19 protein-coding genes and 1 tRNA gene are annotated in these 22,486 nt (G+C 59.8%); 6 read left to right on the top strand and 14 right to left on the bottom strand.

The window, feature by feature from the left end; translation table 11 throughout:
* The first annotated feature begins 15 nt into the window (after positions 1–15).
* Positions 16–1,752: a formate--tetrahydrofolate ligase gene (locus tag RE428_RS17825; protein ID WP_004583292.1), complete on the top strand. Its 1,737-nt coding sequence runs from the start codon at positions 16–18 to the stop codon at positions 1,750–1,752.
* A gap of 3 nt (positions 1,753–1,755) precedes the next feature.
* Here RE428_RS17825 and gbdR read toward each other — a convergent pair whose 3' ends face one another.
* The 3 genes from gbdR to RE428_RS17840 form a co-directional block, all read right to left on the bottom strand.
* Positions 1,756–2,886 (bottom strand): choline metabolism transcriptional regulator GbdR, encoded by a 1,131-nt coding sequence (gbdR, locus tag RE428_RS17830; RefSeq protein WP_004583293.1) that lies wholly within the window; start codon positions 2,884–2,886, stop codon positions 1,756–1,758.
* Positions 2,887–3,096: 210 nt separating this feature from the next.
* Positions 3,097–5,667, bottom strand: a complete 2,571-nt coding sequence (locus RE428_RS17835; RefSeq protein WP_004583294.1) for a GcvT family protein — start codon at positions 5,665–5,667, stop codon at positions 3,097–3,099.
* 334 nt (positions 5,668–6,001) lie between these two features.
* Positions 6,002–6,745: a Crp/Fnr family transcriptional regulator gene (locus RE428_RS17840; RefSeq protein WP_004583295.1), complete on the bottom strand. Its 744-nt coding sequence runs from the start codon at positions 6,743–6,745 to the stop codon at positions 6,002–6,004.
* 179 nt (positions 6,746–6,924) lie between these two features.
* On the opposite strand from RE428_RS17840, the gene RE428_RS17845 reads away from it, so the two are divergent.
* Complete coding sequence (locus RE428_RS17845; protein ID WP_004583296.1) at positions 6,925–7,794, top strand: LysR family transcriptional regulator; 870 nt, start codon at positions 6,925–6,927, stop codon at positions 7,792–7,794.
* A 130-nt stretch (positions 7,795–7,924) separates the two neighbouring features.
* Entirely contained in the window at positions 7,925–8,968 is a 1,044-nt protein-coding gene (gene lipA, locus RE428_RS17850; RefSeq protein WP_004583297.1) for a lipoyl synthase, read from the top strand.
* On the opposite strand, the gene RE428_RS17855 is transcribed toward lipA, so the two are convergent.
* The gene (locus RE428_RS17855; protein ID WP_004583298.1) at positions 8,969–9,820 is read right to left on the bottom strand and encodes a fructosamine kinase family protein; all 852 of its coding nucleotides are present in this window, start codon (positions 9,818–9,820) and stop codon (positions 8,969–8,971) included.
* 215 nt (positions 9,821–10,035) lie between these two features.
* Here RE428_RS17855 and fabB point away from each other — a divergent pair, with 215 nt between their 5' ends.
* Positions 10,036–11,250, top strand: a complete 1,215-nt coding sequence (fabB, locus tag RE428_RS17860) for a beta-ketoacyl-ACP synthase I (protein WP_004583299.1) — start codon at positions 10,036–10,038, stop codon at positions 11,248–11,250.
* A gap of 156 nt (positions 11,251–11,406) precedes the next feature.
* The gene (gene fnr, locus RE428_RS17865; protein WP_004583300.1) at positions 11,407–12,153 is read left to right on the top strand and encodes a fumarate/nitrate reduction transcriptional regulator Fnr; all 747 of its coding nucleotides are present in this window, start codon (positions 11,407–11,409) and stop codon (positions 12,151–12,153) included.
* Positions 12,154–12,261: 108 nt separating this feature from the next.
* On the opposite strand, the gene RE428_RS17870 is transcribed toward fnr, so the two are convergent.
* Complete coding sequence (locus RE428_RS17870) at positions 12,262–13,143, bottom strand: SDR family oxidoreductase (RefSeq protein WP_004583301.1); 882 nt, start codon at positions 13,141–13,143, stop codon at positions 12,262–12,264.
* Positions 13,144–13,443: 300 nt separating this feature from the next.
* Between RE428_RS17870 and RE428_RS17875 the strand changes: the two genes are divergently transcribed.
* Positions 13,444–13,803, top strand: a complete 360-nt coding sequence (locus RE428_RS17875; RefSeq protein ID WP_004583302.1) for a hypothetical protein — start codon at positions 13,444–13,446, stop codon at positions 13,801–13,803.
* A gap of 42 nt (positions 13,804–13,845) precedes the next feature.
* Here RE428_RS17875 and alr read toward each other — a convergent pair whose 3' ends face one another.
* The 9 genes from alr to RE428_RS17920 all read right to left on the bottom strand — a co-directional run bounded on the left by alr (position 13,846) and on the right by RE428_RS17920 (position 22,378).
* A complete protein-coding gene (gene alr, locus RE428_RS17880) occupies positions 13,846–14,928 on the bottom strand; it encodes an alanine racemase (protein ID WP_004583303.1) in 1,083 nt (360 codons plus the stop codon).
* Positions 14,928–16,325: a replicative DNA helicase gene (gene dnaB, locus RE428_RS17885; protein WP_004583304.1), complete on the bottom strand. Its 1,398-nt coding sequence runs from the start codon at positions 16,323–16,325 to the stop codon at positions 14,928–14,930. Before dnaB ends, alr begins: the two co-directional genes overlap by 1 nt.
* Positions 16,326–16,568: 243 nt before the next feature.
* Positions 16,569–17,015, bottom strand: a complete 447-nt coding sequence (gene rplI / locus RE428_RS17890; protein WP_004583305.1) for a 50S ribosomal protein L9 — start codon at positions 17,013–17,015, stop codon at positions 16,569–16,571.
* Between the two features lie 32 nt (positions 17,016–17,047).
* Positions 17,048–17,914, bottom strand: a complete 867-nt coding sequence (locus RE428_RS17895) for a hypothetical protein (RefSeq protein WP_004583306.1) — start codon at positions 17,912–17,914, stop codon at positions 17,048–17,050.
* A gap of 21 nt (positions 17,915–17,935) precedes the next feature.
* The gene (rpsR, locus tag RE428_RS17900; RefSeq protein WP_004583307.1) at positions 17,936–18,166 is read right to left on the bottom strand and encodes a 30S ribosomal protein S18; all 231 of its coding nucleotides are present in this window, start codon (positions 18,164–18,166) and stop codon (positions 17,936–17,938) included.
* A 29-nt stretch (positions 18,167–18,195) separates the two neighbouring features.
* Positions 18,196–18,612: a 30S ribosomal protein S6 gene (rpsF, locus tag RE428_RS17905; protein ID WP_004583308.1), complete on the bottom strand. Its 417-nt coding sequence runs from the start codon at positions 18,610–18,612 to the stop codon at positions 18,196–18,198.
* 223 nt (positions 18,613–18,835) lie between these two features.
* Entirely contained in the window at positions 18,836–19,570 is a 735-nt protein-coding gene (rlmB, locus tag RE428_RS17910) for a 23S rRNA (guanosine(2251)-2'-O)-methyltransferase RlmB (RefSeq protein WP_004583309.1), read from the bottom strand.
* Positions 19,571–22,126: a ribonuclease R gene (gene rnr / locus RE428_RS17915; RefSeq protein WP_004583310.1), complete on the bottom strand. Its 2,556-nt coding sequence runs from the start codon at positions 22,124–22,126 to the stop codon at positions 19,571–19,573.
* 165 nt (positions 22,127–22,291) lie between these two features.
* Positions 22,292–22,378, bottom strand: a tRNA-Leu gene (locus RE428_RS17920).
* Between the last annotated feature and the right edge of the window lie 108 nt (positions 22,379–22,486).

Consider the following 22,486-nt stretch of genomic DNA (forward strand, 5'->3'; position numbering starts at 1 on the left):
AGGAGGGCGTTTGCCGTGAGCCTGCACTACCACGAACAGCAACAGATGGCGCCGCTGCCAGCAGAACTGCCGCCCCCCGGCACGCCGGATATCGAGATCGCCCGGGCGGTACAGCCCCAATCGATCCTGCTGCTGGCCCAGCAGCGTTTCGGGCTGCCGGCGGACAGCCTGATTCCTTTCGGCCACTACAAGGCCAAGCTGAACATGAGCCATTTCCAGCTTAAGGATCCGTCGAGCTATGGCAAGCTGGTGCTGGTTACCGCGATAACTCCTACGCCCGCTGGCGAGGGCAAGACCACCACCAGCGTGGGACTGAACGACGGTTTCAACCAACTGGGTTTGAAATCCTCGGTGTGCCTCCGGGAGCCATCGCTTGGCCCCTGCTTCGGCATGAAGGGCGGCGCAGCCGGCGGAGGCCGGGCGCAGGTCATTCCGATGGAAGACATCAACCTGCACTTCAATGGGGATTTCCATGCCATTACCGCCGCCCACAACCTGCTGGCGTCGATCCTCGACAACCATATCCACTGGGGCAGCGAATCCGGCCTGGACCCGCGCTATGTTACCTGGCGGCGCGTCATGGATCTTAACGACCGGGCCCTGCGCAACACCATCGTCGGCCTGGGCGGTGCCGCCAATGGCCTACCCCGGGAGACCGGCTTTGACATCACGGTTGCGTCAGAGCTCATGGCCATCCTCTGCATGGCGGAAAACATCAACGACCTGAAGCAGCGCCTGGGGCGGATTGTCGTCGGGCGCCGTCGGGACCATTCTCCGGTCACGGTCAGTGACCTGAGCGCCGAGGGCGCAATGAGCATCCTGCTGAAGGATGCCCTGCAACCCAACCTCGTGCAGAGCCTGGAACACAACCCGGTATTCATCCATGGAGGCCCCTTCGCCAATATCGCCCACGGCTGCAATTCGGTGATGGCCACCCGTTCGGCGTTGAGCCTGAACGATGTCGTGGTGACCGAGGCAGGCTTTGGCGCCGATCTTGGCGCCGAGAAGTTCATCGATATCAAGTGCCGTCATAGCGGGCTGCGCCCGGACGCAGCGGTGCTGGTCTGTACGGTGCGGGCGCTGAAGATGCAGGGCGGCGTCCCCAAGAGCCGGTTGGCCACACCGGATCTTGTGGCATTGCGGGAGGGAGCGGTAAATCTGGAACGCCATATCCGCAACCTGCGGCAGTTCGGGCTGACACCGGTCGTGTCGATCAACCGCTTCCCCACCGACAGCGAAGACGAGATCGCCGAAATCCAGGCCATCTGCCATGAATACGACGTGCAGGCGGTGCCTGCCGAACATTGGGCCCTGGGCGGTGCCGGTGCGACCGAATTAGCCCAGGCGGTGCTGGACCAGATGGCTCTGGGCAAACCGGACGTCCAGTTGCTTTATCCTGACGACGCATCGCTGACCGACAAGATCGAGACCATCGCCACCCGCCTCTACGATGCTGAGCGCGTGGACTATTCGCCGGAAGCCAAACAGCAGCTCGAAGAATATGAGCAACTCGGCTTCGGCCATCTTCCGGTGTGCATCGCCAAGACCCAGTACAGCTTCTCCGCCAACCCCAAACTGCGCGGAGCGCCTTCGGGGCATGCCCTGCCCGTGCGGGAGGCAAGACTTTCAGCCGGCGCGGGATTCGTGGTCGTCATTTGCGGAGATATCATGACCATGCCCGGTCTGCCTCGGCACCCTGCGGCACTGGATATGGGTCTAAGCCCTGAGGGCGATGTCTACGGTCTCGTGTAGTGCTCAGGCGGTGCCGTTGTCCCGATTCGGGCCCTTCGGCACCGGTCTGTAGGTGAATACACCATAGGTCGGCTCGACCTGGGCACGGCGCAAGGCTTCGGAGGACGGCGACAGCGGAAAGGGTTCTGTCCGTCCAGCCTGCATGGTGCCGCGGCCACTCGATCGAGCCACTTTGGGCGCGGTCCCCATGTACTTGCGGTAGCAGCGGCTGAAATGGGTTGCGGAGATGAAGCCGCACATGGAGGCGATCTCGACGATGGAGCACGAAGTCTGCTTAAGCAGCCTCCGGGCCCGATCCAGGCGTAGCTTCAGGTAATAGCGCGATGGCGTACAGCCCAGGTGCTTGAGGAAGATGCGCTCCAGTTGCCGGCGCGAGATGCCCGCCAGTTGCGCGAGCTCCCTCAATTCGATGGGCTCCTCGATATTGGCTTCCATCAGTTGCGCCACCTCCGCCAGCTTGGGTTGGGCCACGGCAATCTGCTTGCGTAGCGGCACCGGCTGCTGTTCGGAATCCTCGCGCACGCGATCACACACGAACATATCGGAAATGGCGTCCGCCAGTTCCTGGCCATGGCGTCGGGTGAGCATGCTGAGCATCATGTGCAGGGGCACTTCACCGCCGGTACAGGTCATTCGATCACGATCCAGGGTATATAACCGGTTGTTGCATTGAACCCTGGGAAATCCTTCCTGGAGGGCGGTCAGGCACTCCCAATGGGCGCTACAACTGTAGCCGTCGAGCAAACCTGCGCTTGCCAGCACGTAGGGTCCGGTACACACGGCACCGAGCACCACCCGTTTACGCGCGAAGGTACGTAGCCAAGCGGTCTCACGGTTGGAAAAGCTCTGGGTAACATCGATGCCGGCAACGACGATAACCATATCCAGTGGTCCGGATTCAGCCATGGGGCTGTCGGGCTTGAGGGTGATACCGTCGCTGGCGCTGATCATCCGGCCGTCGGCGGAGAGCAACTGCCAGGTGTAGAGTTCATTACCGGCCAGTTGATTGGCCATGCGTAGGGGTTCGATAGCGCTGGCCAGCGCCATCAGCGTGAAGTTTTCGATCAGCAGGAAGCCGATCCGGTAAGGCGGGAGACCGGAGCCGCCTGAGTGATCGTCGCTGGAGCCAGTCATGCGGTTACCCCTTCAGGATGATCGCATCCTGTTGGCCGGGATTGTCCGGGGCCTTTGTTGACGATAGGCCTGGGCGCTTGATGACGCAATAGAGCGATATGGATCGATGCGATTCACGCTGTTCACCAGCATCCTACGCGGGACCTTGAAACCATAACCAAACGTAGGATGCTGGCGAGGCCTGCCGAACCGCATCGAGCAAAAACCAAGCTAGGATTTCATACGCTCATTCTCCGGGTCGTAGAGCGCCCGACAACCCACCGCTTCGATCCGGATCGGAAACGGCTCATGGAAATACTCCAGCGTCAGCTTCCTGCCCTCTTCTGCGAATTCATGGGGTATATAACCCAACAGGATAATCTTGCCCACCGATGGCCCGTAAACCACGCTGGTGCAATAGGACCGGCGACCTTCGCTGTCAATCAACACCTCGCCGGTGGCCGGATCGAGGATTGGCCATTGGCCGACCGGATAGCGGGCCACGCCTTTTGCATCCACGTTATCCAGCATGGTCATGGTGCACAGGTAAGCCACCTGGTGATCACGCTGGCGCTGTTCCAGATAGGCGTCCTTGCCATGGAAATCCGCCTCCTTCACCTTGGGACGCGCCAGGCCAGCTTCGTAGAGGTTGTAGTCGGTCTCCAGGTCCACATTCTGCAGGCGCAGGCTCTTTTCCAGGCGCCGAGTGTTGGCGTAGGTTTCGATGCCCACAGGGGTGACGCCGGCCTCGTACAGCATATCCCATAGCCGCAGGCCGTAACTGAACGGCACGTGCAGCTCCCAGCCCTGCTCGCCGACGTAGGAGATACGGAACGCCCACACCGGAATGCCCCTCACCCAGATAGTCTGCGCGGTGGCAAAGGGGAAGTTTTCCGGCGCAAGGCAGGCCGGATCCTCGACGAATTGGGCCAGGGTTTCGTGTGCTTTTGGGCCCCACAACCCAAGCGTGGCCATGTGGTCGGTCATATCCTGGATATGGATCTGCCCGAAGCCTTTATCCTCAGCCATGCGCCTGATCCAGACCAGATCCCGATGTCCGGTATCGCCGCCGCAGATGACCCGGTAGGCATCACCTGCGGTGCGGATAATGGTCAGGTCGGAATGAATGCCGCCCTGAGCATCGAGGAAGTGTGTGTAAACGCCTTTACCGACCGGCGTCGAACCGCCCACCTTGGCAACGGACAGGTACTCCAGCAGGTCTTCCGCGTCCGGCCCGGAGATATCGAAAATGGCGAAGTGGGACAGGTTAATCATGCCCACGCTTTCACTCATCTCCAGCTGTTCCGCATTGGATACCGCCCAGAAGTGACGGGCGTCCCACTCGTTCCGGCGCTCGGGGATACGGTCACGGTACTTGGCCAATAACTTTTCCTCGTTGGCCTGGTAGCCGTGGGCACGCTCCCAGCCTGCTGCCTCCATAAAATAGCCGCCCAGTTCCACCTCCCGCGGATAGAACGGGCTGGTTCGCATCTGTCGACTGGAAACGTAGGGCTCCCGTGGATGCACCGCTGGGGTGTAGATCTTCTTGGCGGTCTCGTAGCAGCGGCTGTAGACGTATTCCGGGGTCTTTTGCAACGGATAGTGCCGGGCAATATCGACGCTATGGGGATCCATCGGCGCCTGGCCTTTGGTCATCCAATCTGCCGCCAGCTTGCCGGCACCCGGGCCGTCCTTCACCCAGACCGCCTCACAGAACCAGAGGTTCCGGACCTCGGGTGTTTCACCAATCATCGAGCCGCCGTCGGGCGTTACTGACAGTAGTCCATTGAATGAGCGTTTTTCCTCCCAGCCCAGTTCGCCGAGCACCGGCGTGATGTCGATAGCTTTTTCATAGGCACTCATCACCTGTTCCAGGCTTAGGTCGCGCATGGAGGGAGACAAACGGGCGTTCTCCGGCTCCGCGATGTCCCACGGATAAACCAGACGTGGATTATCAGGCTCGTAGTAGCCCCATTCCACGTGACCGCCTTCGGTGGTAGTCGGATCGCCGGTATCGCGTACATAGGCCGAGTTGCGCTGGTCGCGGAACAGCGGCCAGACCATGTCCTCACCGGTGCCCTTGAGCGCTTCATAGGGTCCGAAGAACAGCAGGGGATGCTCGACCGGCATCAGCGGCAGGGGCGCTCCCGCAGTCCGGGCCATCAGCGGGCCCCATATCCCCATGGTGAGCACCACATATTTGGCCCGGATATAGCCCCGGTCGGTTTCAACACCGCAAACCCGACCGTCGCGCACATCGATACGCCTGGCAGGGGTATTGGCAAAAGCCTGCAGATGCCCGCTGGCGACAGCCTCATCCACCAGATCGCCGGCGACTTTCTGTGAACGCGGCACCACAAGTCCGGCTTCCGGGTCCCACATGGCGCCCTGAATCTGGCTCTCGTCCAGTAACGGGAACAACTCCTTGGCCTGGGAAGGCGTAATCAGGCTGACGTTGGTACCAAAGGCCTTGCCGGAGCCCACCTTGCGCTTGAGCTCTTCCATCCACTCGTCATCATCCACGCGCGCCACTTCCATGCCGCCCTTCCTCAGGTAGTTGCCCCGGCGGGCATAGAACGCCTGGCTGTAGCGGGTCGTGAAGATATTGAGCTTGTCGTGGGAGGTGGTGAAGCAGAAATCCGAGGCGTGGGAGGTGGAGCCGATGTCCGTCGGGATGGCGGATTTCTCCAACCCGACAATATTGGTCCATCCATTCTCGATCAGGTGGTGGGCGACCGAGGCCCCCACGATACCGCCTTGTCCTACGATAATGACGTCTGCACTTTCAGGAAGTTTTGCCATGTCCTTCACCTGCTCTGGGGCAATTGGACTTTAATGGGCTTACGCGGCTTTAAGGAGCACGCGCAAAAAGGCCAGCCAGATTCAATCTGAAGGTGTTTGGGATAGGCTGCACTCTCGGATGCGACATGGACGCGTCCAAAAGCGTCATCGCTTTTCGGCGGGCAGGGTATTTGCTATCGCTTGAGTGAAGGCGTGATAGGCGTATAAGGAGTCAACGGACACAAAGCTTTGGGAACAACGATGTATCAGGTGGCGACAGAAGACCGGCCCGCCGTTTTGTTAGCGGGCTCGGGGATACCAGCATCCGACGTGAGAGACGCGCTCTCAGCCTGAGTCAGTGGCGACGGCTACGACCGTTCTTGAGTCGGGAATAGGTGGCCGTGGCCACACCAAGCCAGGCGGCGAGCTGGTAATCCGGTACCCGCTCCACCAGCTCCGGATAGTCGCGCACCATGACCTGATAACGCTCCTCGGCGCTAAGGGTCTGGCGCTCGAACTCACGCATGGTGGACCGCTCAGCCAATTCTTCCATCAATGCCAGGGCGAAGTGAGCCCACGCGCCATCGCCATCCTGCTTGATCAGCTCGCGGAACGGCCGGAAATCAGCTTCCCAGACGGTGCATGGCGTTACGGTCGTAAGGCAAAGGGTGTTACGCTCCGAGCGTGTCCGGGCGAAGACCGGCCAAATGGCGCTGCCTTCGTCGAAGAAATGGTGGATGCTGACCCGCCCTTCATCGTTCTTCCGGTAGAGCCGCGCGACGCCATACTCCACCAGGTAGATACGCTGCCAAGTCCGGTTGCGGGTCTCGAGGTTAACCTCGGCGCCGTAGGACCGGTGCTCGAACAGGGCTGCCATCTCATCGAGAAGTTGCCGCCGGGAACGGGAAAGCTTGTCGGGAATACCCCAACCCAACACCCTGGCAAGGCTGTTGCGAAGCGCCCGCGCCCTCCCGTCGCCGGAGTCCTGGGAGGTCCAGGCGTAAGCTTCGGGAATTTCGTTGGCTAGACAAGGTGACGAGGACGGCTGGTTAAGAACCTGCGAGGCAGATGAAACGAGAACATCATTGCGTTTGCCCATTTACATAACTCCACCCTAACTGGAAGGAACCTTTGATTAAGGCCATGGATATCTTCTGGCCCGAAGGTCCAAGGCATTAATCAGAGGTTCCCTGAATCGTTAGCTCGCTATTATTGCACTTGCCTTCACTCACAAAAACTGATTTATATTGCATACATTAATCAAAAAAATTAATTGAAATGGATACCGAGCTCGCAAAGACGTTCCTTGTCGTCGCCGAGACGGGCAGCTTCGTTAAAGCTGCCGATCGGCTGAATATATCCCAGACCACCGTCACCGCCCGCATCCGATCGCTGGAGACCCAGCTGGGGCAGGCCCTGTTCGAACGCGGTCGCCACGGTGCCACGCTCACCCCGCAGGGCGACCGGTTCATGCCCTCGGCCATGTCGATTCTGCAAGTGTGGGAACGGGCCAGGCACGATGTGAACGTCTCCACCGAACACCAGCATGTGCTATCGGTCGGCGGCGAGTTGAGTCTGTGGAACCCGCTGCTGCTCAACTGGCTGGTCTGGATGCGCCAGCATTGCCCTGAGATCGCCCTGCGTACCGAAGTGGGCGAGGCCAACACGCTGATCGGCAAGGTCGAGCGCGGGGTGCTGGACATCGCCGTGGTCTACTCACCGATGTACCACCCGGGGCTGGCGGTGGAGATGCTCGAGGAAGAACGGCTGGTCATGGTCACTACCGATCCGTCCGGCGCCACGGCAGAGAACGAGCATTACGTCTATGTGGACTGGGGCCCGGAGTTTTCTGCACAGCATGACAAGACCTTCCCCTCCCTTAAGCGTTCCGGCATCTTCGTCGGCATGGGGCCGCTGGGGCTGAGCTACATCCTCTCAGCAGGCGGCGCCGGCTACTTCCGCGAACGGGCGATCCGCGGCCTGCTGGAAGACGAACGCCTTTATCGCGTGCCCAACGCGCCCGCTTTCCCCTATCCGTCCTATATGGTGACTACCCAGAACGACGAAACCGGTGCCATTGGACGCGGCATGGAAGGGCTGCGCACGGTTGTTCGCGACGGCATGTCGCCCTGGGTCATGCCGGTCTGACACGTCGGCCGGCTCTCGGCTATTACCTACCCACCACATGGGACATTCGGCGTATGCCGCTTGTAAGGCTCCGGCGCGTTCATTAATCTAAAAGGCCCATTTCCCCAAACCGCAGTGAGCAGCTTTCTCCATGACTGATGGCGCCGGCAACCGCATTACCAGTGGCTCGAAATACCGCAGCGAACAGGGATTCTCCGCCATCAAGGACGGTGTCAAACGATCGTCGAAGGCCTCGACCACCCCGATCAACCGCAAGCCCAGCTGGTTGAGAGCACGCATGCCCGGCGGTGAACGCTTCGACGCCGTGCGCCGCAACGTCAACGAGCACCGACTGAGCACGGTCTGCCAGGAGTCCCACTGCCCCAATATCGGCGAGTGCTGGAACAACGGGACGGCCACCATCATGGTCATGGGTTCGGTCTGTACCCGGGCGTGCAAGTTCTGTGCAGTCGACACAGGCAACCCAAAAGGCTGGCTCGACCATGAGGAGCCCGAGAACACGGCAAAATCGGTCGAGCTTATGGGCCTACGCTACATCGTGCTGACGTCGGTCGACCGGGATGACCTGGATGACGGCGGCGCCGCTCACTACGCCGCGTGCGTCAGCGCTATCAAGACCCGCACGCCCCACGTAGCGGTCGAAGCCCTGACGCCGGATTTCGACGGCGTGCACGACGCTATCGAGAAGGTGGTGGATTCTGGTCTGGACGTGTTCGCCCAGAACGTGGAAACCGTGGAGCGCCTGACCCACTACGTACGCGATCCGCGCGCTGGCTACGAGAAGACCCTGAAGGTACTGGAACACGCAAAGAAACACCTCCCTGATGTGCTCACCAAGACCAGCATCATGCTCGGCCTGGGAGAGACCGACGAGGAAATCCTGCAAACTATGGACGACTTGAGGGCTGTCGGCGTGGATATCCTGACCCTCGGCCAGTACCTGCGCCCCACCCCGAATCACTTGCCGGTAGAACGCTACGTCACTCCGGAAGAATTCAACCGCTATCGCGACATCGGCCTGGAGAAAGGCTTCATGGAGGTGCCGTCCGGCCCCATGGTGCGTTCCAGCTACCGTGCCGACCGGGTATTCGAGAAGAACAACCTGGGCCTGGCCATGCCTGTGGTTCCCGAAACCTCAGACGACAACCTGATTCCGCTCAAGGCGGTCGACTGATCAGCCAAACCGATCCAGCACTGCACGTACCGAGGACAGGTAGCCACCACCAAACAGGTTAAGGTGGTTGAGCAGGTGGTACAGGTTATACAGCGGGATGCGCTCTTCCCAATCAGGATCGAGATCTGCCGCTTCGGCATAGGCCTGGTAGAACGCCGGCGCCTGACGGCCAAACAACGTCGTCATCGCCAGGTCGGCTTCCGCCCAGCCGTAGTGGGCGGCGGGGTCGATCAGCACCGGCTCGCCGCTGGGCCCGCAATGGACGTTTCCGCTCCAGAGATCACCATGAATCAGGCTGGCGGGCTGCTCGGGAATCCAATCCTGCAGACGGCTGGCAATCGCCTCGATGCATTTGATATCACGTGACTGCAACAAACCACCCTGCTGGGCGAGTCGGGCCTGGTGCTCCAGCCGGGCTTCGGCAAAGAACGCGAAGCCATCGGCCATGCGGGGATTGGGCTGGGGGGTGAGGCCGCAAAAATTATCCATCTCGAAGCCGAAGGCATCCGATGTGTGCCGGTGTAACGTAGCGAGTTGCTCGCCCAGGCGCTCGGCATAGTCGCTGGCGGGGGAACCCGACAGCCATTCCATCAGCAAACCCGAGTCACTGACTGCCAGGACTTCCGGCACATGGATCGCGTTTGTCTCAGCCAGTGCCTGCAAGCCGAGCGCTTCGGCCTGGAAAAAACCGGCGGGCGCATCACGCTGGGTTTTCAGGAAAACCTCCCGGCCGTCCGTCAGGGTCAAACGCGAGGTGCCGCCGAAACTGCCGCCGCCCGTGTCGTGACCGTCCGAGACGTCAGGCAGCCCAGCCTGGGCCAGCAAATCCTGCAGGATGCGGTTCGAAGCCATGGTATCCCTCCCTGTAAATCTCTCAGAGGCTATCAGTCGTAATCACCGAAATACCAGACCGCACCCAATTCTGGAGGCAAAGGTTTATTAGTCGTCGACCTCCGAAGGCCGCCTCGACAAAGGTCACATTCCTTCACAGCACCCTATGGGCCTAGAATGGCGCTAAGATGACTGGGGAAGTTTCCCTAAATACCGCGTCACAAATGGAGACTGCGATGAGACGTGTGGTGATTACCGGTATGGGCATTGTTTCCTGCCTCGGTAACAACGTAGACGAAGTCAACGAAAGCCTGAAGTCAGGCCGTTCAGGTATTCGCTTCAACGAAATCTACCGGGACAAGGGCTTTCGCAGCCAGGTCTCGGGATCGGTGGACGTGGACACTTCGGACATCGATCGCAAATCACGCCGCTTCATGGGCCAGTCTGCGATGTACAGCTACCTGGCCATGCAGGAGGCGATCACTTCAGCCAAGCTGGACGACAGCCTGGTCTCCAATGACCGCACCGGCCTGATTGCCGGCTCCGGCGGCGCGTCCTGTGCGAGCCAGGTGGAAGCGGTAGACATCATGCGCGAGCGTGGTGTGAAGAGGATCGGCCCCTACATGGTGCCACGCATCATGACCAGCACCGTCTCCGCTTGTCTGGCGACGTCATTCAAGATCCGCGGCGTGAACTACTCCATGTCGTCCGCGTGCGCGACCAGCGCTCATTGTATCGGCCACGCCATGGAGCAGATCCAGGCGGGCAAGCAGGATATCGTCTTTGCCGGCGGTGGCGAGGAAGAGGATTGGACGCTGACCATGCTGTTCGACGCCATGGGCGCCCTGTCCACCAAGTACAACGACAAGCCGGAAACTGCATCCCGACCGTTCGACAGCGGTCGTGACGGCTTCGTAATCGCCGGCGGTGGTGGCATGGTTGTTGTCGAGGAGATGGAGCACGCCATCAAGCGCGGGGCACCGATCATCGCGGAACTTGTCGGCTACGGCGCGACCAGCGACGGTTATGACATGGTTGCCCCTTCCGGCGAAGGTGCACAACGCTGCATGAACCAGGCGATGTCTACCGTCGAGGGCAAGATCGACTATATCAACGCCCATGGTACCAGTACGCCGGTTGGCGACGTGGCCGAGATGAAAGCGGTACGTACCGTGTTTGGCGAGCATATCCCCGCCATATCGTCCACCAAGTCACTGTCTGGTCATTCACTGGGCGCCGCGGGGGTGCACGAGGCAATCTACTCGCTACTTATGCTCAAGGGGGGCTATATCAGCGGCACCGCAAATTATCATTCACCGGATGCGGAAATTGCGCATATGCCGATTGTCGGTCCCGAGGCAAAGTCAGCCCATCTGGATCGAGTCATGTCGAACAGCTTCGGCTTCGGCGGCACCAACGCTTCGCTGATCTTCCAGCGCGTTGACAGCTAACTATGCCCTAAGGCGCCAAAGCCCGTTACAATACGGACTTTGGCGCCGCACCCTCCTCGATCAGTTGCACTCAGGTCAATGCGATGAGTTGGCAAAGCGGCCTGTCGCCTTTAAGGTGAGGTATCGTGAGTTATGGAACGGGGGAAGGTCATACCCATGGGCGAACGCATCTCCACCCTGCGCGTTTCAGCGCTGAAATCAAGTTGCCAGCAGTGCAGCCTCAGTAATCTCTGCCTGCCTTTGGCCGTCAGCGATAACGAAATTGATCGCCTGGAAGATATCGTACAGCAAGGTCGGGCAATCGACCGTGGCAAGCATGTCTTTCGCCAGCACGATCCCTTCCGTTCCTGCTTTGCGGTCCGAAGCGGCGCAGTAAAGACCTACATTATCTCCGACAACGGCGAAGAGCAGATCACCGGCTTTTACCTGCCCGGTGAAATCATCGGCCTGGACAGCATGGGGCCGGACGGCTATTCCTGTTCGGCCAAGACCCTCGAACGCAGCAGCTTCTGCGAGATTCCGTTCGCCAAGATGGAAGAACTTTCCCAGCGCCTGCCCTCGCTGCAGCACCATTTCTTCCAGTTGATGAGCCAGGAGATCAAGAACAGCCAGAACCTGTCGATCCTGCTGAGCAAGAATTCTGCGGAAGAACGCATTGCCACTCTGCTGCTGTCGCTATCGAGTCGCTTCAGTCGCCGACGCCTGTCGGCAACCCAACTCATCCTGCCCATGCCGCGGCACGATATCGCCAACTACCTGGGATTGGCCGTGGAAACCGTCAGCCGGGTTATGACCCGTTTCCAGCGGCAGGGACTTCTGGAGTCCCATGGTCGCGAGGTGACTCTCAAGGACATACCCGCACTACAGTCGATCAGCCACCAAGGACAGTGCCAGAAAGGCTAGTCGGGGGATGGGACCTGAACGATCAGGGGCGGCCAGTTGCCGCCCTTTTTGTTTGTGCGGTGAAAAGCCGGTTTGAGTGCCGAAAAGTCATGAGCCGGGAAAACAGGCCTAGCTGAGTACCTTACGGTCCGCCGTTGTGCCAGAAGTCGCCTGCGAAATTAATTGAGCCTCTTCCTTAAGCCGTGTGCGCCACGGGAGCTGCTTGACACCGAAGGTATTGCGAACCTTGGTGCATCCAAGCGTCGTGTTTTCCGGCTCCAATCGAGCCCACTCCGGCACCTCGTCGACGACATGGACATCCTCCAGCTCCGGCAGCGCATCGACTATGGCCTGGCCCAACTCGTACTGACTGATCTCCTCCGCACCGGCATATTGGTAAGTGCCCCAGACTTCGGCACCACAATCGATCTGCAACACCAGTGCGCGGATTACCCGAGCCAGGTCCTTCAGGGCCACAGGCTGGCCGCGGTGACGGCTTGAGAGCTCCAGTTGCGTGGCACCCTTGGCCGACGCAGAAATCTTGCGGATAAAGCGTTCCAGGCTCCACCCGGTACGCAGGATCAGATGGCGCGGCAACACAGTGCGTAGCGCCTGCTCGCATTCCCACTGCCAGTTGCCGAGCTGACTGAACGGGTGACCTGGGTTGGATGTGATGTAGGCGCTCTGTTTGCGGCCGTCGAAGACATAGCAGGTGGAGAGCTGGAGCAGGGCCATATTCTTGCCACGGGCGTATTCCGCCAAGGCCATGGGGATCGAGAAAGCCCATTGGCGGATCGCCTCAGGGTCTCGCTCCGCCTCTTCCGGGTCGCTGTGCCAGAGGGCGTTGACGATCAGATCGGTATCTTCAGGGATCCAGTCTTCCAGAGCGGAAAAATCCACGCCTTCCGGCTTGCTGATCAGCAGCGGGCGGATGGGCAGGGACGTTTCTCTCAAAGTCTCCAGGACCAGACGGCCCAAGGGGCCATAATCATGTACAACCAGAACGTTCACGCCGGAAAAATCACTCCATTACGCTTCAGTGGGCCAATACCGCTAGCAACCACGGCCTATTGGGGAATTAGGGGGCTACCCGGGGGAAGCCTTCGATACGGTCAACATCAGTCGTGCCGCGCAAGCGGTGACCCCTGCAAAACTCACTTTGCTGACAGGCGGGACGGAAGATTACAGCCAATGGTCCGGTTTCAGTCCCGAATAGAATAAGCCATCGCTTTCAATCGAAACAGCACTATCGTACATAAGAACATGGTCGTTCCAGGCTGTTCAATCCGGAAAACCGAAACAGGACCTCGCATGCTGAAACAACAAAGCCACATCGTAGCCCCCATCCCCGACGCCCTCAGAAACAAAGCCTTACTGACCGTGGAAGAGCTCCGCAGTCGCGGCAAGGCCGACAAGCAGGCCATCGATGAGCTCTACGCGCTGATCATCGAGCTAACGGAGCATGGCCTGGACTTCTTCTTCCTCGAGCCATTGCGCCGCCTACAGGCCAGCAGCATGCTGATGGGCATGGCAAGAATGGGCATTGGCAGCATGCTCAAGGGCAGCAAGATGGTCATCCACAAGGTACTCAAGAAGCTGGACGATAAAAGCCTGGCGGCGATCCTGGACTTCATCGAGGACATTATCTTCGAACCGGAAGGCAACGGCTGATACCGGGGCGCGGGGGCACCCTTTTCTTGCGCCGTTACCGCTTCACTCGGAGTAGACCCGCGGCACCCGCGCGGTTACGCCTGTCAGTAGCTCGTAGCCAATGGTTCCAGCGTATCGTGCGACTTCATCCACGGGAAGATTGGCGCCCCACAGCTCCACAGGGTCCCCCGGCTTGGCATATGGCGCGGCTGTCAGGTCCACCGCCAGCATATCCATGGAAACCCGCCCCAGGGTGGCCACCCGGGCGTTACCGATCCAGATGGGTGTGCCGGTAGGCGCGTGTCGCGGATAGCCATCGCCATAACCGATGCTGACGATGCCCATGGGCGTGGGACGCTCGGCCCGCCAGCTGGCGCCATAGCCGACGGTTTCACCCGGCTGCAGGGTTCGTACGGCAGTCAGCTGGGATTCCAGGGTCATAACTGAACGCAGCCCAAGCTCGGCGGCAGATTCGGCGATCATCGGCGTGGCACCGTAGAGCATGATGCCCGGACGCGTCCAATCGAAACGGGGTGAGGATTCACGGAAGTGGCCGGCAGAATTCGCGGCACTGAACAGCAGGTCCGGATAGCGCCGGGCGAGTTCAGCGAAGACAGCATTCTGCTGGGCGGTCATCTCTTCATCACGATCATCGGCACAGGCATAGTGGGTCACCATGCCCAGCAGCGTTACCCCTTGAAGACGCAGAATGCGACTGACCAGGGCATCGACTTCGGGGGGCAAGAACCCAAGACGATTCATCCCCGTATTTACTTTTAGCCAGACGCTGATCGGCCCGGCCAGGAGGGCCTGTTCGATGGCAGCCAGCTGGTGTTCACTGTGGATAACGGGCTCCAGTCGCAGGCTCACGCAGGTCGCGATATCCGCAGCCTCGTGAAACCCCTGGAGCAACACAACCGGCTGGCTCAGACCCGCCTCGCGCAGGCGTTCAGCTTCCTCCAGACAGGCGACTGCATAGCGCCGCGTCTCGCCCTGCAAAGCACGGGCAACCGCTTCCAGACCATGGCCGTAGCCATCGGCCTTAACCACGGCCATCGCCTCGGCTTGACCGGCATGGCGACAAGCCAAACGATAGTTGTGGCGCAGCGCATCAAGGTCAACGCGTGCGCGGGTCTGGCGCCCCATCAGTAATCACCGCCATAATCGCCGTGCGCCAGATCTTCGAACTTGGTGTACTTGCCGAGGAAGGCCAGCCTGACGGTACCAATAGGACCGTTCCGCTGCTTACCGATGATGATCTCGGCGATACCCTTGTCCGGCGTGTCTTCGTGGTAGACCTCATCCCGGTATATGAACATGATCACGTCGGCGTCCTGCTCGATCGCACCGGATTCACGCAGGTCCGAGTTAACCGGCCGCTTGTTGGGCCGCTGCTCCAGACTTCGGTTGAGCTGTGACAGTGCCACCACGGGGCACTGCAGCTCCTTGGCCAGGGCCTTGAGTGAGCGTGAAATCTCAGAAATCTCCGCAGTCCGGCCCTCGGTATTGCCCGGCACCCGCATCAACTGAAGGTAATCCACCATGATCAGGCCGATCTCGCCGTTGTTCTCGCGAGCCACGCGGCGTGCTCGCGAGCGCATTTCGGTCGGACTCAGGCCCGGGGTGTCATCGATATAGAGCGGCTTGTCTTTGAGCAAACTGACGGCCGATGTCAATCTCGGCCAGTCATCCTCTTCGAGGCGGCCGCTACGCATGCGGGTCTGGTCGATACGCCCCAGGGACGACAGCATACGCATAACGATGGAGTCGGCGGGCATCTCCATACTGAACACCAGGGCGGGTTTATTGCTGCCCAGCAAGGCGTTTTCCACCACGTTCATGGAGAACGTGGTCTTACCCATGGAGGGACGTCCCGCGATGATGATCAGATCCGACGGCTGCATACCGGACGTCCATTCGTCCAGATCCTTGAAGCCGGTTGTGATACCGGTGATGGCATCGCCGGATTCGAACAGCTCCTCGATGCGCCCCAAGGCCTTGGTCAGGATCGGGTTGATCGCCTGCGGACCCGAGCCTTCCTTGGTCCGCGATTCGGCGATCTGGAAGACGTTGCGCTCGGCCTCGTCCAGCAACTCGTCACTGGTACGGCCCTTGGGGTTGAATGCAGAATCGGCGATATCGCCGGAAACCGAAATCAGCTGCCGCAGGACCGACCGTTCCCGCACGATGGTGGCGTAGGCCTTGATATTCGAGGCGCCCGGCGTCTTCTCCGCCATCTCAGCCAGGTATTGCAAGCCGCCGGCATCCTCCATATCCCCGGCCCGCTCCAGGAACTCGCTCAGGGTAACCACGTCGAGCGGCTCCCCTTCCCCGGCGAGGCGTTCGATCGCGCCAAAGATCAGGCGATGATCCTGGCGATAGAAATCGCCGGCGGAAATAACCTCTGACACTGCATCCCATTTACTGTTGTCGAGCATCAGCCCGCCAAGGACGGCCTGCTCGGCTTCTATGGAGTGTGGAGGCACCTTGATACGGGACGTATCGGCGTCTGAAATGGCTTGTTTAGTGATGGGATTGGCCATGATACCGCGTATTCAGAATGACAGGATGGAGGTCGACCAGCTCACCGCGATCTATGGGAAGTCCCTAAAGATAACCGGCGGCGAGAGTATCGACAAGCCAGCGCTAAAAGAAGAAACCAACTGTAACAGGACAAAAAAGGCCCGGCAGACACAAAGGGTCCGCCGGGCCTTTTGGCACAGCCGTATCACGAATCGTTCGTTTCCAGCCGCGTCCTTGGTCAAGACGTCGGCCGGCTCAACGACTTATTCTGCGACGACAGTAACCTTAACGGTCGTTACAACGTCAGTGTGCAGCTGGAGCTCGATATCGTACTCGCCGACCGCGCGGATCGGGCCTTCCGGCATACGCACTTCGCTCTTCTCGACTTCGGTGCCGCCGGTGCTGATCGCGTCAGCAATGTCGCGAACACCGATAGAACCGAACAGCTTGCCTTCGTCACCTGCTTTGGAAGTGATGGTGAAGGACGCACCCTCAAGGGCTTCGGCGCGGGTCTGGGCTGCAGACAGTTTGTCGGCGGCTGCCTTTTCCAGTTCGGCGCGACGCGCTTCGAATTCCTTGACGTTGGTTTCGGTCGCCGGAACTGCTTTGCCGAACGGCAGCAGGAAGTTACGACCGTAACCCGCTTTTACTTTGACCTTGTCTCCCAGGGAGCCCAGGTTTGCGACTTTCTCGAGCAGAATAACTTCCATCTCGTTAACCTCTTCGTACTTTATCGCGTACTTTATTCTGCCGGCCCAGAGGGTTTGATTCTTCCCCTGAAATCCAGCCAGCTATCCACAAACGCCAATATCAGTAACAACAACATCAGACTCGGGCTCAGGAGCACCAGGGCGATGTAAAACAGTACCAACCACTGGACACTCATCTTCCGGGCGCCAACGATACCGTGGATCATCCCCAGACCTGCAATCAGCAGCGGGAGACCAGCCGCCCAACTCACCAGGACCGGATTCAGGTCCAATACCGGCGCGATGAACATGGCCGCCACACAGAGTACCGCCACAGGACGACTCAGCCGCAACGCATGAAACTCAGCCCGGAACCCGCCCGGGTTGTACAGCTTCGCTTGCCAGTTGCGGGCCAGCAGGGCAACGGCCACAGCAATGATCAGGTAGGTCCCTGCCATGCTCGCCGTCATCACCCGACCGACGACACTTTCCAGTCGTCCGCCCAGCTCACTGGCCACATCCGGGTTGTACTGCTGATAGAAAGCAACCGCGGTATCGACCAGATCCTTGAGCAGCTGGGGGAAGAACACCGGCAGTAACACACCGGTAACCAATGCCAGACCGCTTCCCGTCAGCAGTGTTTTTTCCCAAGAAGTGGTGGCGCGCAAAACGGCGACCATCACTACAACCTGGACCAAAACGAACAGCGCCGTCGGATCGTTGCCGAACCAGCTCCATCCCAGAGCCGGAAGCAGCGCCCAGAGCCCGACATTAAGCCCCTGGGAGAGGCCCAGTCGCAAAATGACCAGGCCGACAACGGCCGCTCCAATCCAGAAAAGAAGGGGAACCGCAGTCGTAACCGCTGCTACCCCACTTGCCTGCAGGGGACCGCGCATCGCAAATTGCGCTAATGCACGCATGGTCCCGAGTCCTTGTGTTACTTAATTGTCGTGGCTATCGGTATACGGCAGCAGGGCCAGATAGCGTGCGCGCTTGACCGCGGTAGCCAGCTGACGCTGATAACGTGCCTTGGTGCCGGTAATACGGCTGGGCACGATCTTGCCAGTTTCAGTGATGTAGCCTTTCAGGGTGTCCAGATCCTTGTAATCGATCTCTTTAACACCTTCTGCCGTGAAGCGGCAGAATTTACGACGTCTGAAAAAACGAGCCATGTGTTAACTCCTCAACAACCGTTGGTAAATTACTCTTCTTCCTCGGCGCCAGCGGTCTGACGACGCTCGCTGGACTCCGAAGAACGACGCGGACGATCATCACCACCAGAGCGGCGCTCTTCGCGATTCTCTGATGCTTTCATCGGAGACGGCGCGGTGTCGGCATCATCGCGACGGATAACCAGGTCGCGGATGATCGCATCGTTGAAGCGGAAGTTGTGGGTCAGCTCGTCGAGCACGGGCTGGGAACATTCAACGTTCATCAGCACGTAGTGAGCCTTGTGGATCTTGTTGATCGGGTACGCCAGGTGACGACGGCCCCAGTCTTCAAGACGGTGAACAGCGCCACCGGATTCGGTGATGCTGTTGCTGTAACGCTCGATCATCGCGGGCACCTGCTCGCTCTGATCGGGGTGTACCATAAATACGATTTCGTAGTGACGCATGAGTTCTCCCTACGGTTTAAGCAGCTTCCGACAGGACGGGGGCCCGCAAGAAGCAAGGAGTTGGTACCAGGTACCATTTTCGTTGCTGGTTTTTGCCGGCGCTGACCAATGTGTCAGGCAATAGAAAACCACCCCCAATTCAAGGGGTGGCGTATTTTAGGCAAGGCCCAGGCTCAATGCAAGGGGCGGAGGTATTGAATGCGAAAAGTTTCGAGATGAAGGACTATTGTGATCGCTGTCGCAACGCCTCGTAGAGACAGACGCCGGTAGCGACCGATACGTTGAGACTATCCACCTGCCCACGCATGGGAATATTGATGAGTGCGTCGCAGTGCTCCCGCGTCAATCGGCGCATCCCTTTACCTTCAGCGCCCATCACCAGCGCCACCGGCCCACGGAAATCGGCCTGATAGAGCGTCGCATCAGCTTCGCCGGCCGTTCCGATCACCCAGACGCCCGCGTCCTGGAGTGCGCGCATGAAACGCGCCAGATTGGTCACCCGCACCAGCGGCACGGACTCGGCTGCACCGCAGGCGACTTTACGCACAGTGGGATTTAGCGAAGCCGATTTATCCTTGGGCACAATCACCGCCTGCACGCCGGCCGCATCAGCACTACGCAGGCAGGCTCCCAGGTTATGGGGATCGGTAACGCCATCCAGGATCAGCAGGAACGGCGCATCCCAACCCGCGATCGCTTCCAGCAGGTCGTTTTCCTGCCACTCACGACTTGGCGCGACCTGCGCAACAATCCCCTGGTGCACACCAGCGACCCGGGCATCCAGCTCCTTGCGATGGACCACCTGCCACTTGACGCCCAGGCGATCGAGGTTTTCGGTAATAGAACGGACCCGCTTGTCTTCACGCCCGGTCTGGATCCAGACCTGCTGCAAACGACCCGGCTCACGCTGGAGCACCGCATCCACGGCGTGCCAGCCAAAGACAAATTCCTGCGACACTTATCGACCCTTACGCGATTTCGGCTTGCCACCACCGGCAGACTGGCGGCCAGCCCCTGCCTTGCCGGATTTACCGCCGGACTTTCCAGCGGAGGATTTCCCGGTCGACTTCTTGCGCGCTTCCCGTGCAGCCTCCTGAGCGAGGGCTTCCTTGGCGGACATCGGCTTGCCGTCTTTGCCTTTCTTACTGCTTCCGCCTCTCTTGCCGCCTTTGCCTCGCTTCTCGCTGGCGCCATTACGCGATCGGGACCCACGGTCGTCGCGCCGCTTGCCTCGCTCGCCCTTCTCCGGCAGCGCATCCCGGTCCGCCTTGCGTCGACGGGGCTGACTGATCAGCTCCAGGTCGATCTTGCGATCCTCCAGACCGACGCGGACCACTTGTACGCGGACGGCGTCACCCAGCCGGAAACTGATCGCGGTACGCTCACCCACCAGTCGATGCTTGGCCGCATCATGATGGAAGTAGTCGCCACTCAGCGTGGAAACGTGCACCAGACCCTCGATATAGATACCAGCCAGCTCGACGAAGAAGCCAAAGGGCACGACCGAGGCAATGATGCCGTCGAATTCCTCGCCCACATGCTCCTGCAGGTACTCGCACTTGAGCCAGGCCATTACATCCCTCGTGGCATCATCGGCGCGGCGCTCGGTCATCGAGCAGTGTTCGCCAAGCTGCACCATGCGGGCATGGTCGTAGGGATACTCCGCCAGCTCGCGATCGCGCTTGTCCGGCTGCACGACAGTCTTGTCGTCCTCACTGCCATGGATCACCGACTTGATCGCACGGTGGACGATCAGGTCCGGATAACGGCGGATGGGTGAAGTGAAATGGGTATAGCTGGCAAAACCGAGTCCAAAGTGACCGCTCTCGTCGGGACTGTAGACCGCTTGACTCAACGTTCGCAGCATCACCATCTGGATGACATCCGCATCCGGGCGCTCACGGATGGATTCGAGCAGGTTCTGGAAATCGGCGGATGTCGGCTTATCGCCGCCGCCAAGCTGCAGTCCAAGCTCGCCCAGGAACAGACGCAGCGCTGAGAGCCGCTCTTCCGAAGGCCCATCGTGCACCCGATAGAGCGCCGGTATGCCGTGACGCTTGAGGAAACGCGCCGTCGCTACGTTGGCGCACAGCATGCACTCCTCGATGATTTTATGGGCGTCGTTGCGTTTGACCGGAACGATCTCCTCGATCTTACGCGATGCATCGAAGATAACGCGGGTTTCGGTGGTCTCGAAGTCAATGGCGCCCCGCTCGGTACGCGCTTCGCGCAGCACCTTGTAAAGGGCGTAGAGATCCTCGAGGTAGGGAACCACCGGATTGTAACGTGCTCGCAATTCCTGCCCCACGTCCGACTCCGGACGCTCCAGCATGTCGCTAACCTTGTTGTAGGTCAGTCGCGCCTTGGAATGCATCACCGCCTGGTAGAATGTATAGCTACTGATGCGCCCGTTGGCCGAGATGGTCATATCGCTGACCAGGCACAACCGATCCACTTCGGGATTCAGGGAGCACAGGCCATTGGACAGCTTCTCCGGCAGCATGGGCACTACGTGATCAGGAAAATAAACCGAGTTACCACGCTCCTGGGCATGCTCATCCAGCGGCGAACCTGGACGCACATAGTGGGAAACGTCCGCTATCGCCACCACCAGACGGAAACCACCTCGGGGACGACGCTCACAGAAGACCGCGTCATCGAAGTCCCGCGCATCTTCCCCATCGATAGTCACCAGCGGCAGATCCCGCAGGTCGACACGATGCGCCTTGTCCGGTTCGCTGACCGTCTCGGGAATGGCCGCTGCCTGCTCGCCGACGGAGGGCGGCCAGGCATGGGGAATATCGTAGGATCGGATGGCGACCGCGATCTCCATACCGGGCGCCATGTGGTCACCCAGAACCTCGACGACCCGGCCTGTAGGCTTCGTACGTACCGTCGGATGGCGAAGAACATCGACTACAACATACTGGCCATGCCACGCGTCGCCGCAATCCTCCTCGGCGACCAGCACTTCCTGGCTGATACGCGGATTCTCCGGCACCACAAATGAAATACCGCTCTCGCGGAACAACCGGCCGACGATCTGAAGCGTCTTGCGCTCGATCACCTCGACGATGCGCCCTTCACGGCGACCCCGGTCGTCCACCTGGTCGACCCGTGCCGCCACACGATCGCCATGGATCACCTGACGCATCTCGCGGGCACTGAGAAACAGGTCACTGCTGCCGTCGTCCGGCACCAGGAAACCAAAACCGTCCCGATGACCCATGACACGGCCGGTAATCAGATCCGCTTCATCGATGGGCAGGTAGGCGCCCCGACGGTTACAGATCATCTGCCCGTCCCGACACATCGCGATCAGACGGCGACGCAGGGCCTCGATGCCTTCCGCAGACGTTTGCCCGAGTTCGGTACACAGGGTTTCGTGGGTGGCCGGCGCTCCACGCTGACGCAGGTGCGCCAGGATGAATTCGCGGCTCTGGATAGGATTTTCGTACTTTTCTGCCTCACGTTTGGCGTGAGGGTCATTATTCGTCTTCTTCTTGGAAACCATTAATAGAAATTGCCTTGGTCCGGCAGCCAGAAAACAGGTAAAAACAACAGGGTGGCTGCGGTTGAATGTGGTTGAAGTATAACCCCGCAAATCCGGAGATACCTAACACACGGGAGGAAACAAAGATTACGCGGGATTTAGATGACCACTTCCTGGGGGAAGAAGTGGTGCCGAGGAGAGGACTTGAACCTCCACGGGATTGCTCCCACTAGCACCTGAAGCTAGCGCGTCTACCAATTTCGCCACCTCGGCAGATGACTCGCAAAAGCCCTAACCATCACACTCGAGTCAATGCAGACTCATGATTTCAAGGGCTTTCTGCTGCTGATTTCGGGTTACCCCTCACCAGTGGCGCGTACT

This window comes from Marinobacter nanhaiticus D15-8W (assembly GCF_036511935.1).
In the GTDB taxonomy this organism is placed as follows: domain Bacteria; phylum Pseudomonadota; class Gammaproteobacteria; order Pseudomonadales; family Oleiphilaceae; genus Marinobacter_A; species Marinobacter_A nanhaiticus.